Source organism: Nonomuraea sp. NPDC003201 (assembly GCF_053590415.1).
In genome coordinates, this window is sequence record NZ_JBSFTC010000054.1 from 474 (window position 1) to 13,923 (window position 13,450).

Sequence of the window (13,450 nt, forward strand, 5' to 3'; positions counted from 1 at the left end):
CGGTGAGCACGATGGAGAACTCCTGCCGGACCTCGCCGTTGCTGGTGTAGAGGATGACGTGCTTGGGATCGCTGTAGGTGCCCACGATGCCGGTGATGGCGCAGGCGGTGAGCACGATGGAGAACTCCTGCCGGACCTCGCCGTTGCTGGTGTAGAGGATGACGTGCTTGGGATCGCTGTAGGTGCCCACGATGCCGGTGATCTCGCACGTGATCCCTGTCTCCTCCCTCGTCTCCCGTATGGCAGCCGCTGGGATGGACTCGCCCAGATCGATTGCCCCGCCGGGGAGGGCCCAGTTGCCGTTGTCGGTACGGCGGATCAGGAGAAGGTCGCCGGTCTCGTTGGTGACAACGACGTTGACGGACGGTACGAGGCTGTTCGGCTCGGGCGCGTTCGGGTCGTCCTGGTAGTCGATCCGCCTGCTCACGCTACGGAAGCCTATCGACGGTGAGTTGCGGTGTTCAGCTTTCGACAGGTTCGCCGTCGGTCGGCGGGCTGACGAAGCTGCCGAGGTTCGGCACGGTGTAGATCAGACCCTCTTCGCGCAGTTGGCGGATTGCCTTGCGGATGGTGTCGCGGGCTACGCCGAACTCCTGGACGAGGCGAACTTCCGAGACGAGGTACTTTGGCGGGTATTCGCCATCGCCGATGCGGGTGCGGAGCACGTCGGCGATCTGCTGCCAGCGAGGGCGGTCCGGCTCGAAGTCAATCACGAACACCAAGGGTAGAAAGGGGGCACCACGGGTCTTCAGTCGCCTATATGGACCTATCGCTAGCCCTAGCTATCCCGTGGGACCCATAGGGGTAGACAGGCTTGCCAAGCAGCTTCTACGCTGCCCGTATGGCAACACCTGGCTACGACATCGATGCACTTCGCGCCGAGTTCCCTGCCTGGTCGATCTTCTGTAGTGACGCAGGCGTGTTCTACGCGACCCTGCGCGGTGTCCACCTCCGGAACGTTGACATCTACGAGGGGCTGCGGCAGACGGTGAGCGCGGACGATGTGGACACGCTCGTTTCACTGCTGGAGGATCAGGCCCGGATGGTGGTGAGGTCGTGAGCCGTCCGGCCTCGCACTTCGACTATCACGGCCTGCATGTGCGCGCCCCTCACGCGGAAGCCGTCCGGGTGGACTGGGTCCAGGCCCTGCGCCGTGCCGATCTGCTGCGGGTTCGCGAGCACACGTGCATGTGCACGTACCCGATGTTCGAGCTCTGTACGGCGGCCGGCTTGTGGTTCGTCCGGAAGTTCACCGCGGAGGACCCTACGAAGGTCCAAGAGAGTACGTGGATGCAAGCGCGGGTTGCTCGGGAGCTGTGGTTGCAGATTCTGACCGGTCAGGCCTGGTGACTCCCCGGCATCACCTGTTGCCCAAAGAACGCGTCGGCCGTCTGCTGGGCGATCTCCTCTGGAGTGACCTGGTCAGTACGGACCCGATGGGCGAACAGGCCGTTGCCGCTGGCACGCAAATCGGCGAGGGCTTCGTCCCATGCCTGGAGCCGATGGGTGGTGTCGTGGTCCCCGCGCTCTCGGGAACGCTGCTCGCATACTTCGCGCGGAATCCAGAGCAGGACGACGAGCCACGGGGCGGCCTGCACCAGCCGGCGGATACTGGAGATGTCGCCCAGATGAACGACCGGCACTTGACCGGTGGCGGTGAACTGGTCGACCTGGTTGCGGTCGATGGCATACGTGTTGCCGTAGCGCTGGGACTCGACTATCAGCCGTCCCTCGGCCCGCAGTCTGGCCAGTTCCTCCGCGCTGACGAAGTCGTATTCGGTGCCGCGCCGGTTCCCCGCCTTGAGTTTGCGCACCAGCATGAACCGTGGGTCGACCTCAGTGAGGGCAATGGTGGTGGTGCTCTTGCCACTGGCAGGCGGTCCGTACAGCACGACGCCCATCATGTGAGGATCCGTTTCAGCGTTTCACGGGTCTGGTCCGCCAGGCTGATCGCGGCGCCGAGCCGGTTGTCCACGGTGATGTGCGCTGTGGATGGGCTGCTTTCCGTGTTGAGGCCGCTGACGTACGACTCCCAGTTGTTGAGCTTCCAAGCGTCGCGGGCGGCTCCGCGGAACTCGATGTACTCGTGCATGGATTCGGCGTCGCAGCGCACCCACACCACCGCCACGTCGATGCCCCTGGCCGCGCACCGGTTGGTCAGGCGGCATACCCAGTCAGGGTCGGCGAGTTCGGCGATGAACGGCGCCGACAGGATCGCCGAGGTTCCGACCTTGAGGTTGTCGAACGCGGTTTCCATCAGGCATCGGTACTCCAGGGGGCGGACCTCGCTCAGGTAGAGCTCGGTGTGCCGGTCATGGGGGTCGCCTCCGAGGGAGATGAGCAGGCGTTCGACCATGGCGCGAGTCAGGGAGTCCTTGTCCAGAAAGGCCCAGCCGGTGATGTCGGACAGAAAGCGGGAGAACTCGGTCTTGCCGGATCCGGCGTAGCCGCCGACGAGGGTGAGGATGGGCTTGGGGCTGCCCTGCCCGTGGCGGCGGCGCCAGGCGTCCACGACGCGGCTGAGAAGTGCGTTCTGTTCGGCGTTGGACGGGGTGCCTGCGACTTTGAGCAGCGTGTTCTCGATCACCTGGGCGGCGGCGTTGTCAGTGGCGGGGTCGGTGGGTTGAGGCAAATCCGAGATGGAATTTTCCACTTCGGATATTTCACCGGGGAGCGGTAGCCGGAAACCCAGCGTGGTTTCGTTTGTCTGGTATAGGAGACAGTACGCTCTTCGGTAGTGAGGACCGGGATATACCGATCCTTGTTCGTGTGCCCAGAGTGTCTGGAAATTCGCGGCTGGGGCGCTCAGGCCGTGTCGGCGGGCGACCTGGCGAAGCTGGTTACCTGCAGCTTCGAGGGTGAGCCCGTGTGCTTCGCGGTGCTGGCGCAGGATTAGAGGTCGCCATCCGGGGCGGTGAAATGTCTTCATCGCATCCTTTTTGCGCACTTTGAGGGGAGCGCAATGTGTAAGCGCATGTGTAACCGCCGTGCAGGCAGCAATGAAGAAGCTTAGCTAACGCTTCGTGATACTCACCAGCGTCAAGACGCGATGAACTAACGGCATCCCCGCCGGGATAGTGACCGATTAGAAAAGGGGTGCCGGGAGTGACCGAAAATCAGCGGATCATCAACGAACTTCAGGCTATTCGGTCGGAAATGGAGGAGTTGGCCTGCCGGGTCAGCGAGATCGCTGCGGTCCTTGGAACACGGCCTTCTCCAGATCTGCGATCCGCTCGCCGAGAGTCGCCAGAGTGCTCCGCATCTGAGCGAGCTGCTCCATGACCTCCGACGAGGCCGGCGCCTCGGCAGACGCTGCGGCGTCCTCGCGGACGAACACGCCCTTGCCCTGCTGTCCGACGATCAGGGCCTCGGTGCGAAGCACGCTGATGGCCGCTTTGACCACGCTGGCGGACACGTCGTAACGCTGGCACAGTTGGGCGGTCGAGGGCAGCGCAGCACCGGGTGCGAGTGAGCCCGTCCTAATCTGCGTACGAAGGTCGTCGGCTATCTGGAGGTAGCCGGGGCGACCGGTCTTCTCGACCATCCGGTGCCTTCCACGAGGGTTGCGTGCCCCTCCAGTTCAGCACAGCCCGCACGACATGCCAACCAAGTCTTCGTGGAAGCCCTTGACAACTTAGAATCCTAAGCGTTCTATGTATTCCAAGAGTCCGAACGAACGAAAGAAGCACACCATGCGCACCGTCCCCATTCCTGTGGACACCAGCAAGCTCACCATCACCTGCGTGAAGGCCCCGCGTCCTCGCGTGCTCAACCGCGACACCGGCGAGATCAAGACCGACAAGAACGGCAACACCGTCTACGAGGTCACTGTCTCCGTGGAAGACGAGTTCGGCCGGATCGAACTCGTCAAGATCGGCATCACCGGCGAACCGCCCATCACCGCCGGAGACCAGGTCAACGCCGTCGGCCTGCTCGGCTACGTCTGGGAGATCGCCGGACGCTGGGGCATCTCCTACCGGGCCACCGCCCTGCTCCCGCAGCAGGAGGCCACCAGTGTCTGACCAGCTCTACACGGTGCTCGGAGTCCTGGCCGCCGTCGCGGCCGGGCTCTGGGCCTGGCGCCGCTGGCACTACCGCTCCTTCTGGCTCGTGATCGGCTTCCCGCTGACCGCGATCAGCGTGCGAACTAGTTGGCGCAAGGTCGCCCTCGGCTGCGGCCTGACCAAGAAGCGGCAGCGCTTCTGGTTCACCACCGTGCCGGGCCTGGTGGCCTCGACCGGTGTCGTCCGGGTCAGGCGCCGCTTTCAGCGCATCGCCGTGGACACCGCACCGTTCATGTGGCTGCCCATGCCCACCCGGCATGGGTGGCGCGTCACTCTGCACACCCTGGAAGGGCAGATCCCGGCCGACTATGCCGACGTCGCCGAACGACTGGCGCACTCCTGGGGCGTGCACGCCGTGCGCGTCTCGTCCGACAAGCCGGGACGGGTACGCCTGGCCGCGACCATGCGTGACCCGCTGGTCAAGGTCGACGAACTCCCACCTTCCACCGAACTGCTCAAGGTCACCGTGGGACGGCTGGAGACGGGCGGGCCGTGGGTCGTCGACTTCAAGACCGTCCCGCACTGGATCAACGCGGGGGCCACGCAGTCCGGCAAGTCCAACCTCGCCAACGCGCTCATCGTTGGCCTGGCACCGCAGCCGGTGGCGTTGGTCGGCTTCGACCTCAAGGGCGGGGTGGAGTTCACTCCGTACGCGCCGCGGCTGTCCGCTCTGGCCACCACCCGAGCCGAGTGCGGTGGGCTGCTGGATGACCTGGTGGCGCTCATGATGGATCGGATGGGCGTGTGCCGGATGGCCTCGGCGCGCAATATCTGGCAGCTCCCGCCAGGCATGCGCCCAATACCAGTCGTGGTCCTGGTCGACGAGCTCGCCGAGCTCTACCTGATGGCAGACAAGGCGGAGAAGGACGAGATCGCCAAGACCTCGACCGCGCTGCTGCGGGTGGCGCAGCTCGGGCGGGCGTTCGGCATCTACCTGTTCTGCTGCGGGCAGCGCATCGGCTCAGACCTCGGCCCCGGGGTCACCGCGCTCCGGGCCCAGTGCTCCGGACGGATCTGCCACCGGGTCAACGATCCCGAGACCGCCACCATGACCCTCGGCGACCTCGACCCCGCCGCCCTCGACTCGGCTCGCGCCATCGCCGCTGAGACACCTGGCGTCGCCATCGTCGCCTCACAGGACGGCCAGTGGTACCGCGCCCGCTCCTTCTACGTCAGTGAACTCGCCGCCGAACACGCCGCCCGCTCCCACGCCGGCCTCGCGCCGTCCTGGGACGAGGTCATGGCGGCACAGCCTCACCAGACGCCGGACTCGCAGACCGCCTGACCGATCGAGAGGAGGAACGAGATGCGCCGCTTCGCCGCCTGGCTGCTCGACACCGGACCCGTCCTCATCCTGGCTGCCATCGCGGGCGCCGGCTCCTTCACCCACATCCGCGACACCGCCACCGAGAACGGCCAGCAAGGCTGGATGGCCTGGGCCATCGCCATCTGTATCGACCTGACCTGCGTCATGGCCGCCCGCGAACGCCAGCACGACAGGAAGACCGGCAAAGTACGGCGTGGCCTGGTCTCCTGGCCCGTCCTCGTCCTGACCGGCGGCATCGTCCTCTCGCTGGCCGCCAACTTGCAACAAGCCGCCCCGACCGTCTGGGGCTGGATCACCGCCGCCACCCCGGCGGGCGCCTTCCTGGTCGCGGTCTCCATGCTCGAACGCCGCGCCACCGCCACCCGTACCGAACCGTCCAGGGACGTCCCGCAGACGTCCTCGTCCTGGGCGACGGCGTCCCCGTCCGTCCCGGACCGGACGCAAGCCGTCCCACCTGCGGACCGTCCTGCCCTCGTCCCCGCCGACGAGGACGGCCAGGACGACGGACCCGCGCCCGACCCGCAGCTGATCGACTTCGCCCGCCGCGTCGCCACCGAACACCACGCCAAGCACGGCAAGCCCATCACTCGCGACCTGCTCCGCACCCGCCTGGGCGTGTCCAACCAACTCGCCTCGGACCTGCTCCGCACCCTGCGGAGCACACCAGAAAACGCCTGAAGGAGACCCATGCAAGACCACCGCAGAGCCCTCATCAACGGCCTGCTCAACCTGGCCATCTTCCTGGTAGCCCACCCGGACGTGCCCGTCTCGTCCGGCCTCACCCTTCGCTACTTCCCGGACAGCGGCAAGGACGAGGACCAATGCGCCGAGATCGACCGGATCGCCGCACTCCTCGGCTCCCGCATCGAGTCCGAGAACTCCCCGTACGGCCACTACGCAACCTCGGTCCACTTCGGACCAGTCGCATACCGCGCTGTGGCGATCCCCGCCGCCGCCCGTGCCCGTCATGACGCCGAGAGCAGCTACCAGGGCTGCATCGAGCCCAACGCTTAGGAGACCGGCAACATGCGTATCCGCCTCGAAGGAAACCGCACGGAGATCACGCTCGGCATGATCCACCTGCGCGAGGTCTTCACCGTCACCGCGATGTCCAGGGCGTTCCCCGACCGCGCCCACCCGCGCAAGTACCGCGTCTACGTCCGCGTCATCCCGCGCGACAACCGGTGATCACCATGGACGCCGCACTGGCTCACTTCCGCTGCTGCACCTGCAACGGAACCGGCCTCACCGACGACCAGACCTGCGCCGACTGCGACGGCAGCGGCATCGACAACCACGGCGCATAACGCCGTAGCGCCCCCCGCCTGGCCACACATCCGCCAAGACGTCCGCCAGGCCGGGGGCCATCCACGCCAGCGTTACTGGATAGGACGGAACCCATCTTGCCCCACGTTGCCCACTCTCCCGCTGTGGCCGGGATGATCCACCGGCTCCACCAACCCGACTACGACCGCTGGGCCAACCAGATCAAGCGCACCGGAGGCTGCCGCCAGCCCATCCACCTGCGCGGCAAGGTCGAACACTACGACCAGGCCACCGGCGACCTCCTGCACCGCTACACCACCCGCACCGAACCCAACGGCGTCCTGCGCGTCCCGTGCAAGACCCGCCGCGCCTCCCGCTGCCCGGCCTGTGCCGAGGTCTACCGGGCCGACACCTACCAGCTCGTCCGCGCCGGCCTCGTCGGTGGCAAGGGCGTGCCCGAGACCGTCGGCAGCCACCCGTGCCTGTTCGTCACTCTCACCGCGCCATCGTTTGGAGCGGTCCATACTCGGCGCGAGAAGAACGGCAAGGTCCTGCCCTGCCACGCCCGCCGCGACGCCGAGACGTGCTCACACGGACAGGTCATGTCCTGCACCGATCGGCACAGCGCCGACGATCAACGGCTCGGGGAGCCGCTCTGCCCCGACTGCTACGACTACGACGGCTCCGTTCTGTTCAACGCGGTCAGTCCTGAGCTGTGGCGGCGCTTCACCCTGGCTCTGCGCCGACGCTTCGCCAGGCTCAACGGTCTGACCGTCAAGGCCCTGCGCGAACAGGTGATGATCTCTTTCGCCAAGGTCGCCGAGTACCAGCGTCGAGGCGTCGTCCACTTCCACGCGGTGATTCGCCTTGACGGCCCTAACGGACCGTCCTCGCCGCCACCGGCCTGGGCGAGCGCCGATGCGCTGGCGGAAGCCGCCCAGCACGCGGCGGAGGTCGTCACTACGGAGGTCGAGCCGCTCAGCCGGACGTTCCGCTGGGGCACACAGCTCGACGTCCGCCGCATCACGATGGACGGCGATCTTACTGAGCAGGCCGTTGCCGCCTATATCGCCAAGTACGCCACCAAGGCCGCCGAATGCGTCGGCACCCTGGACCGGCGTGTCCAGCCTCTCGACAACCTCGACGAGTTGCCCGTCCGCGAGCACGCGCGCCGACTGATCGCGGCGTGCATGCGCTTGGGAAGCCACTCCGGCCTGGCCGACCTCAGGCTCGTTCACTGGGCTCACATGCTCGGCTTCCGCGGCCACTTCTCCACCAAGAGCCGCCGCTACTCCACCACTCTCGGCGACCTCCGCGCCGCGCGTGAGGAGCACATGCGTGCCGAGGAGGTCAGCACCGGACGGCTCCCGCTGTTCGACGAGGACACCGTCCTTGTGATCGCCCATTGGGAGTACGCCGGTCAAGGGCTCTCCATCGGAGAGCAGGCTCTCGCGGCTGCACTCACCGGCACCCGTCTCCCGGGGCCGGCGGTGATGACCGATGAGTAGGCGCGACGAGCTGCTGACCGTCCCGGAGGTGCTCGCCGAACTCGGCGGAGTCTCCCGCCGCACCTTCTACCGCTGGCGCGAACTGGGCCGTGCGCCGGTCTGCGTCCAGTTGCCCAACCTCGAACTCCGCGTCTGGCGGAGCGACCTCATGACCTGGCTGGACTCACGACGGGAGACGGTGTGAACGCCACGTACGACGTGAAGCTCGGCACGATCCAGCACCGCACGGACCGCGACACGCCATTGTTCATCGCTCGCTGGCGCGTCGCGGGCAAGCCCAAATCGAAGAGCTTCCGGACCAAGGGCCTGGCCAACGCCTTCATGTCCGACCTGCGGCAGGCGGCGAAGGCGGGGGAGGAGTTCGACACCGCCACCGGATTGCCGGTGTCGATGCTGGCGCGTGCGTCCTCCGGTCCGACGTTCTTCGAGTTCGCCCAGGCGTACGTGCTCCGCCGCTGGAATTCGTCGGCGGCCCGCACTCGGGAGACGGACGCCTACGCGCTCCTGTCGCTGGTTCCTGCCCTGGTGACAGACGCGCCGCGGCGTCCCACAACCGAGGAACTGCGGGAAGTCCTGAGGACCTACGCGCTCATCCCGGAGAAGAGGCGCCCTGCCCTGACCACGGCGCAGACTGCGGCATTGGGCTGGCTGGAGCGGGCGTCCCTCCCGCTGCCCGCGTTGAAGGAGCCGCATGTCCTTCGTACGGCGCTCGCGGCCATCTCGGTCACCTTCGCCGGCGCCTCAGCAGGAGCTAACACGGTGCGGCGCAAGCGCGCCATCCTCCATCACCTGCTGGAGCACGCGGTGGAGGAGAAGGTGTTCAGCAGCAACCCGCTGGACGAGATCAAATGGACGGCCCCGAAGGCCGTCACGGTCGTCGACCCGCGTACCGTGGTCAACCCGGCCCAAGCCCGGCAACTCCTCGACGCCGTGCCCAAGGTGGGCCGCAAGCGCGGTCCTCGCCTCAAGGCGCTGTTCGCCTGCATCTACTACGCGGCGTTGCGGCCGGAGGAGGCGGCGGACCTGCGGCTGACGAACTGCACGCTGCCCGAGACGGGCTGGGGTCTGATCGTCCTGGAGAAGGCGCGACCCCAGGCAACGAAGCGCTGGACCGACTCCGGCCAGACCCACGAGTCGCGCAGTCTGAAGCACCGCGCGAACAAGGAGACGCGGGAGATCCCGATCCCGCCCGTCCTGGTGGCCATGCTCCGTGAGCACGTCGCCGAGTTCGGCACCGCAAAGGACGGGAGGATCTTCAGCACCGGAACCGGTGGCACCTACTCCAGTTCGGCACACTCCTACGTCTGGCAGGAAGCCCGCAAACTCGCCCTCAGCCCGGCACAGGTCGCCTCGTCGCTGGCGGCCAGGCCGTACGACCTCCGCCACGCGGCGGTGTCGCTCTGGTTGAACGCGGGCGTCCCGGCCCCGGAAGTCGCCAAGCGGGCCGGACACAGCGTTGACGTCCTGCTGCGGGTCTATGCGAAGTGCATGGACGGCCAGCAAGAGCAGATCAACGGAAAGATCAACGACGCCCTGGACCAATAGCCCTTCATCCATCTCCGGCCCCGAGCGTCCCGGGGCCGGTTCGTCTTGCAACGCTGTCTTTGCCGAGTCGTTCCCGTTGGATGTGGGTGCCTTGCGGCACGCTGACAGGCACGGGCAGCGAGTAGGGAGGATCATGCGCGAAGATCAAGACCACCCCACACGCCAAGATCTCCGCCGGCTGCGGCGCCCACCGTACGGCCTGCCGCTTCCGGATCGGCCCCGGCACCTCACCGCGTCCGACTCTCTCGACTGGCGAACGTATTCGACCCCTGCCCCACCTGAGCGATCACACCTGCGAAATCGAGATCATCTGACCTGGTCGGTGCTCATCGCCGGCCTCCTGGCCTGTGCCAGCCTCGGCGCCTGGTCGGGTGCATGGGGCAATGACAACGCCTCGCCTCCGACGAAGGCCGCCTCGATGTCGACGCCTCGCCCGAGCCTTGCTGAACGCCCGGTCGTGCTCACCTCGCCAGCGACGCACACGCCCGCCCCCGATACGTCTTCGCCCTCGGCGGCGCCGCGGAAAGATCGCAAGCAGTCGAAGGACAAGGCGGAACGGACACGGGACCGTCACCGATCACAGGGCTCGACTGTGCCCCGCCCGCGTTACCAAGATGCCCCCAGGACGCAGCACACGACGCCTGCGACGCCCCCTCAGCGCCCGAGAGATACCAGGCCCGTGGTTCCTCAGGAGAGCAGCAGGAGGCGCGAGGCTCCATTGATCGCCGCGAACTGTGACGAGCTCTTTCCGCCGGCCCGCTCAGAGTTCCTCATCCGTAATCGGGCGTGTCACCTTCTCCACGGATAGCGCGGTCGTTACGAGGTCGAGGTCAAGAGAAGGGGACGGAGTTGACGGGCGAACTCGATGGCGTCCGCTTGGTGATCTCGCCCTGGTGCTCCTTTGACGATCTGGATGGCGAGCACTTTGGTGCCGTCCTGTGTCCAGGCGAAGGCCTTGGCTCCAACGATGTTTCCGTCTGTATCCACTATTGATGCGCTGTAGCCGGGGCCGATACCGTTCGGCAGGGCGACTCCTCTGTCCCTTACTTTCCCATTTTCCAGACTCTGCATAGTTGAAGGAAAGGGATTATGTAGCTCCACGGTCATCGAAGCCTTATCTCGGATGCTCGGCGATTTGCTGACGACGCAATGCGAGAAATCGTTCGCTGATGTGGAGCCACTCGCGTAGAAGTTGCTAAATCCAATGGCTCGACCAATAGCTTGGCTGGAAAGCAAGCCACATTCCACAGGCGGTGTTGTCACGCTGCCGAGTGGACGGCGATCTACCGGGGAAGGCGATGAACACGCTGCTGTCGTGATGAGGGTGACAGTCAATAAGGCTAGAGCCGGCCGAATTCTCATTCCTCTGCCTCCGGATATGGAGGAACATCCAACTGGAACCCCTCCCAGACAGCTCGGTCGATCTCGTGGAAGACGGCAGAGGCCGGAGGGCTCTTAAGCCACTCATTGTAAGCAAACTGCTGCTGCCAAGTCATCTGACTACGGGGGATAATCTGGTCGTTGGTGAGGAAGTCGCCCTCTGACCCCTTGGCGTAGTTCTCGGATGCGTGAGGATGTGCGGAGCCCTTTGTTGATCCGTCTCCGAACAGCCCGTAGCGCATCATTACATTTGCCGTTAAGTCTTTGAAAAGGCGCTGGCTCTCGCGGAGGGTTTCCTCTCCCTTGCTGCGGGCGGCCTTGCCTTCAGCAGGCTTGATACTGTCACTGACCGGGCCTTCAAGAAATTCGTAGCCGGCGACGACCCAGTCTCCTGCTGGAGTGAGTGCCAGCTTGAGCGTCCTGGACACGCCATCCTTAAATGCCTTGCTTTTCTCGTCCTTCTGGTCTGCCTCGTTGATATTGGTCAAATTTCCCGCATCGACTATGAGGTGGAGCGACTTGCCGAGGGCATTGGTCTGCGCGTTGAACAGCTTTCCTGGGTTGCTGTTCATGTTGTCGGTCAACAGCTTCTGGCGATATGCCTGCTGCTCGTCTTTGGATGCATTCGGATGAGTGCTTCGCCATTCGGTGAATGCGGTGTCGACCCTCTCGCGGATCGTCTTTCCTTGGGCATCCAGAACCTTTGTGCTGTACTCGCCATGGCCTTCGACTGCGATTTTCAGTGCGGGTGGATCTTTGAAAGCCCAGGTCATCACAGTCTTGACCGCGCCGCCGTCGAACATGGCTCCATAAGGCTGCTTGCCAGGAAGGTTCGGGTCAGAGTCAGGCTGCGGATTTACGCCCATGGGCTCTGGGAAACCAGTAATAGCAGCTCGATGGACATCGCCCATGTAGGCAGAGAAGACGCGGGCGGCGCTCTGTCGCGTATCGGGAAGGTTGGCCTGCGCTCGCCGGTCTGACCAGAAGTGGACGGCCCAGGACGCGATCAAGGCCGACTTGTACCCTCGTGAAGTCCCGGGAGGTTGGCCTTGGTCGCGGAATCTTGTCGTGGCTGCCTCGATGGCCCGGCCGAGTTCACCGCTGCCGCTGCCCCAGAAGTTGTCCCGCATCAGGAAGGACAGGGGCTTACGTGCGGGGTCGGTGAAGAAGTCTTGAGCGACTCTGGCGTTGTTCCCCAGAGCGGCTGCAAGGCCGGGCCCGAACTTGATGATGTCCTGCTGCTGGGATGGCGGCTTCTGCGCGTTGTCGAAGACCTTGTTGGCGACCTCGCGGAGGAACGCGTCGTCGAAGGTGCCGTAGCGCAGGAGCTCGTCGGCCATGCGGCCGCTCATCGGATCGTCGTCGGTAGCAATCAGTTCGTCGACATAGGTCTTGGGGAGCTTCATCTCGCCAACTCCGCGCGAGGCCGTTCCCAACGTCACACTGAGAGCTCGTGCCAGACGGTCCATGACGGAGGACGACGACGGCTTTGTCCAGTCGTCCTCCAAGGATCCTCGGTGCGCCAGGTACAGACGTTCCAGTAGCGCCTTCAGCTCCTTCGGCGGCATCTCCTTGGCGAAGGCGACCGCGAAGTAGGGATCGTGCTGGTGCTGCTCCAGCAGATCCAAGGTTTCCTTGGAGAGCGTCCCCTGACCGCTAGCAGTGTCCTTGGCTGCTTTGCGAAGCTGATCGGCTACGGTCTTGGCCGCTGCGGCGCCGCTTGCCGGTGAGTTCGACACCCAGAGTGTCTCCTCTGCCCAGACGATGCCCTTGTCGAGTCCGATCTCCTGGGTGGAGATGATGAGGTCCAGGCGGCGCTGGAGGTCGGGGATCTGCTGGGCGATCTGGAAGGCGACGTCCCTGAGTGTGCCAGGTCCGGTCATGCCGCTGCCGATCGAGCTCAGGGCTCTGGCAATCTGCGCATCCGCGTCCGGCCACGCCTGCTTGAGGCGCTTGATCTCGCCGATGAGCTGAGTCATCAGGGCTGGGTCGATGCCGATCCGGTTCGGAGATGGGCTCATCCGCCGGCCTTCCACGGCAGATTCAGGGGTGGTGGCCACAGTCCTAAGGGGTCTGCTGGCTTGGCGGGATCGGGATGTACAGACTCGACCAGTGCCAGAGCTCGGTTGAAGAAGCCTCGGTAGGCTGCCTCCCAGTCCTGGCAGTCCTTGAGCAGTTTGTCGGCGGCCTTGCCCTTCATCGCGCCGTCTTCGAGCAGGCCGATGAGCTTGCGCACGTCGTTGGCGTGCTGGTCACGTAACTGCTCGATCGTGCGTCGCGCAGCGGCGAGTTGTTCCTGGGTCGCCATCATCCTGGATCCTTGGACCTTGAGGACGGCTATCTATGGGATCAATATGACG

Annotated in this window: 18 protein-coding genes; 10 read left to right on the plus strand and 8 right to left on the minus strand. The window is 65.3% G+C overall.

All coding sequences use genetic code 11. The features are described 5' to 3' along the window. Together ACWDX9_RS20955 and ACWDX9_RS20960 are read right to left on the minus strand one after the other, a co-directional pair. A partial coding sequence (locus ACWDX9_RS20955) for an NUDIX domain-containing protein (RefSeq protein WP_449956315.1) occupies positions 1-427 on the minus strand: 427 nt, incomplete at its 3' end. A gap of 34 nt (positions 428-461) precedes the next feature. After that, a complete protein-coding gene (locus tag ACWDX9_RS20960) occupies positions 462-713 on the minus strand; it encodes a GntR family transcriptional regulator (protein WP_449956318.1) in 252 nt (83 codons plus the stop codon). Between the two features lie 128 nt (positions 714-841). On the opposite strand from ACWDX9_RS20960, the gene ACWDX9_RS20965 reads away from it, so the two are divergent. Both ACWDX9_RS20965 and ACWDX9_RS20970 read left to right on the plus strand, forming a co-directional pair. Next, complete coding sequence (locus tag ACWDX9_RS20965) at positions 842-1,060, plus strand: hypothetical protein (protein WP_449956321.1); 219 nt, start codon at positions 842-844, stop codon at positions 1,058-1,060. Beyond that, a complete protein-coding gene (locus ACWDX9_RS20970; RefSeq protein ID WP_449956324.1) occupies positions 1,057-1,350 on the plus strand; it encodes a hypothetical protein in 294 nt (97 codons plus the stop codon). Before ACWDX9_RS20965 ends, ACWDX9_RS20970 begins: the two co-directional genes overlap by 4 nt. On the opposite strand, the gene ACWDX9_RS20975 is transcribed toward ACWDX9_RS20970, so the two are convergent. The 3 genes from ACWDX9_RS20975 to ACWDX9_RS20985 all read right to left on the minus strand — a co-directional run bounded on the left by ACWDX9_RS20975 (position 1,338) and on the right by ACWDX9_RS20985 (position 3,544). Next, the gene (locus ACWDX9_RS20975; protein WP_449956326.1) at positions 1,338-1,904 is read right to left on the minus strand and encodes a guanylate kinase; all 567 of its coding nucleotides are present in this window, start codon (positions 1,902-1,904) and stop codon (positions 1,338-1,340) included. The two genes, ACWDX9_RS20970 and ACWDX9_RS20975, sit on opposite strands and share 13 nt — an antisense overlap. After that, on the minus strand, positions 1,901-2,632 hold the full coding sequence (locus ACWDX9_RS20980) for an AAA family ATPase (protein WP_449956329.1): 732 nt from the start codon (positions 2,630-2,632) through the stop codon (positions 1,901-1,903). Before ACWDX9_RS20980 ends, ACWDX9_RS20975 begins: the two co-directional genes overlap by 4 nt. Positions 2,633-3,178: 546 nt before the next feature. Next, positions 3,179-3,544, minus strand: a complete 366-nt coding sequence (locus tag ACWDX9_RS20985; RefSeq protein WP_449956331.1) for a winged helix-turn-helix domain-containing protein — start codon at positions 3,542-3,544, stop codon at positions 3,179-3,181. Between the two features lie 148 nt (positions 3,545-3,692). Between ACWDX9_RS20985 and ACWDX9_RS20990 the strand changes: the two genes are divergently transcribed. From ACWDX9_RS20990 to ACWDX9_RS21025, 8 genes are all read left to right on the plus strand, one after another. Next, positions 3,693-4,022 (plus strand): SCO3933 family regulatory protein, encoded by a 330-nt coding sequence (locus tag ACWDX9_RS20990; RefSeq protein ID WP_449956334.1) that lies wholly within the window; start codon positions 3,693-3,695, stop codon positions 4,020-4,022. Further along, positions 4,015-5,349 carry an FtsK/SpoIIIE domain-containing protein gene (locus ACWDX9_RS20995; protein WP_449956337.1) on the plus strand — a complete coding sequence of 445 codons (1,335 nt, stop codon included), beginning with the start codon at positions 4,015-4,017 and terminating at the stop codon, positions 5,347-5,349. The genes ACWDX9_RS20990 and ACWDX9_RS20995 overlap by 8 nt, the downstream gene beginning before the upstream one ends. 21 nt (positions 5,350-5,370) lie before the next feature. After that, positions 5,371-6,069, plus strand: coding sequence for a DUF2637 domain-containing protein (locus tag ACWDX9_RS21000; RefSeq protein ID WP_449956340.1), 699 nt, complete (start codon positions 5,371-5,373; stop codon positions 6,067-6,069). A gap of 9 nt (positions 6,070-6,078) precedes the next feature. After that, positions 6,079-6,405 carry a hypothetical protein gene (locus ACWDX9_RS21005; protein ID WP_449956342.1) on the plus strand — a complete coding sequence of 109 codons (327 nt, stop codon included), beginning with the start codon at positions 6,079-6,081 and terminating at the stop codon, positions 6,403-6,405. Positions 6,406-6,417: 12 nt separating this feature from the next. Next, positions 6,418-6,579 (plus strand): hypothetical protein, encoded by a 162-nt coding sequence (locus tag ACWDX9_RS21010; protein WP_449956345.1) that lies wholly within the window; start codon positions 6,418-6,420, stop codon positions 6,577-6,579. 251 nt (positions 6,580-6,830) lie between these two features. Continuing rightward, complete coding sequence (locus ACWDX9_RS21015; RefSeq protein WP_449956450.1) at positions 6,831-8,165, plus strand: replication initiator; 1,335 nt, start codon at positions 6,831-6,833, stop codon at positions 8,163-8,165. Next, entirely contained in the window at positions 8,158-8,349 is a 192-nt protein-coding gene (locus tag ACWDX9_RS21020; protein ID WP_397230379.1) for a helix-turn-helix transcriptional regulator, read from the plus strand. The genes ACWDX9_RS21015 and ACWDX9_RS21020 overlap by 8 nt, the downstream gene beginning before the upstream one ends. Further along, positions 8,346-9,710: a tyrosine-type recombinase/integrase gene (locus ACWDX9_RS21025; RefSeq protein ID WP_449956348.1), complete on the plus strand. Its 1,365-nt coding sequence runs from the start codon at positions 8,346-8,348 to the stop codon at positions 9,708-9,710. Before ACWDX9_RS21020 ends, ACWDX9_RS21025 begins: the two co-directional genes overlap by 4 nt. Before the next feature lie 816 nt (positions 9,711-10,526). Here the strand turns inward: ACWDX9_RS21025 and ACWDX9_RS21030 are convergent. The 3 genes from ACWDX9_RS21030 to ACWDX9_RS21040 all read right to left on the minus strand — a co-directional run bounded on the left by ACWDX9_RS21030 (position 10,527) and on the right by ACWDX9_RS21040 (position 13,401). Next, positions 10,527-10,973 carry a hypothetical protein gene (locus tag ACWDX9_RS21030; protein WP_449956350.1) on the minus strand — a complete coding sequence of 149 codons (447 nt, stop codon included), beginning with the start codon at positions 10,971-10,973 and terminating at the stop codon, positions 10,527-10,529. A gap of 95 nt (positions 10,974-11,068) precedes the next feature. Continuing rightward, a complete protein-coding gene (locus ACWDX9_RS21035) occupies positions 11,069-13,111 on the minus strand; it encodes a hypothetical protein (RefSeq protein WP_449956353.1) in 2,043 nt (680 codons plus the stop codon). Further along, complete coding sequence (locus ACWDX9_RS21040) at positions 13,108-13,401, minus strand: hypothetical protein (protein ID WP_449956356.1); 294 nt, start codon at positions 13,399-13,401, stop codon at positions 13,108-13,110. Before ACWDX9_RS21040 ends, ACWDX9_RS21035 begins: the two co-directional genes overlap by 4 nt. Positions 13,402-13,450 lie beyond the last annotated feature (49 nt).

What these genes read in the sequence shown, in the direction of transcription:
- ACWDX9_RS21015 (WP_449956450.1), top strand. Translation starts at nt 6,831, where the DNA reads ATGATCCACCGGCTCCACCAACCCGACTACGACCGCTGGGCCAACCAG.
- ACWDX9_RS21040 (WP_449956356.1), bottom strand. Translation starts at nt 13,401, where the DNA reads ATGATGGCGACCCAGGAACAACTCGCCGCTGCGCGACGCACGATCGAG.
- ACWDX9_RS20975 (WP_449956326.1), bottom strand. Translation starts at nt 1,904, where the DNA reads ATGATGGGCGTCGTGCTGTACGGACCGCCTGCCAGTGGCAAGAGCACC.
- ACWDX9_RS21005 (WP_449956342.1), top strand. Translation starts at nt 6,079, where the DNA reads ATGCAAGACCACCGCAGAGCCCTCATCAACGGCCTGCTCAACCTGGCC.
- ACWDX9_RS20985 (WP_449956331.1), bottom strand. Translation starts at nt 3,544, where the DNA reads ATGGTCGAGAAGACCGGTCGCCCCGGCTACCTCCAGATAGCCGACGAC.
- ACWDX9_RS21020 (WP_397230379.1), top strand. Translation starts at nt 8,158, where the DNA reads ATGAGTAGGCGCGACGAGCTGCTGACCGTCCCGGAGGTGCTCGCCGAA.
- ACWDX9_RS21035 (WP_449956353.1), bottom strand. Translation starts at nt 13,111, where the DNA reads ATGAGCCCATCTCCGAACCGGATCGGCATCGACCCAGCCCTGATGACT.
- ACWDX9_RS21000 (WP_449956340.1), top strand. Translation starts at nt 5,371, where the DNA reads ATGCGCCGCTTCGCCGCCTGGCTGCTCGACACCGGACCCGTCCTCATC.
- ACWDX9_RS20965 (WP_449956321.1), top strand. Translation starts at nt 842, where the DNA reads ATGGCAACACCTGGCTACGACATCGATGCACTTCGCGCCGAGTTCCCT.
- ACWDX9_RS20990 (WP_449956334.1), top strand. Translation starts at nt 3,693, where the DNA reads ATGCGCACCGTCCCCATTCCTGTGGACACCAGCAAGCTCACCATCACC.
- ACWDX9_RS21010 (WP_449956345.1), top strand. Translation starts at nt 6,418, where the DNA reads ATGCGTATCCGCCTCGAAGGAAACCGCACGGAGATCACGCTCGGCATG.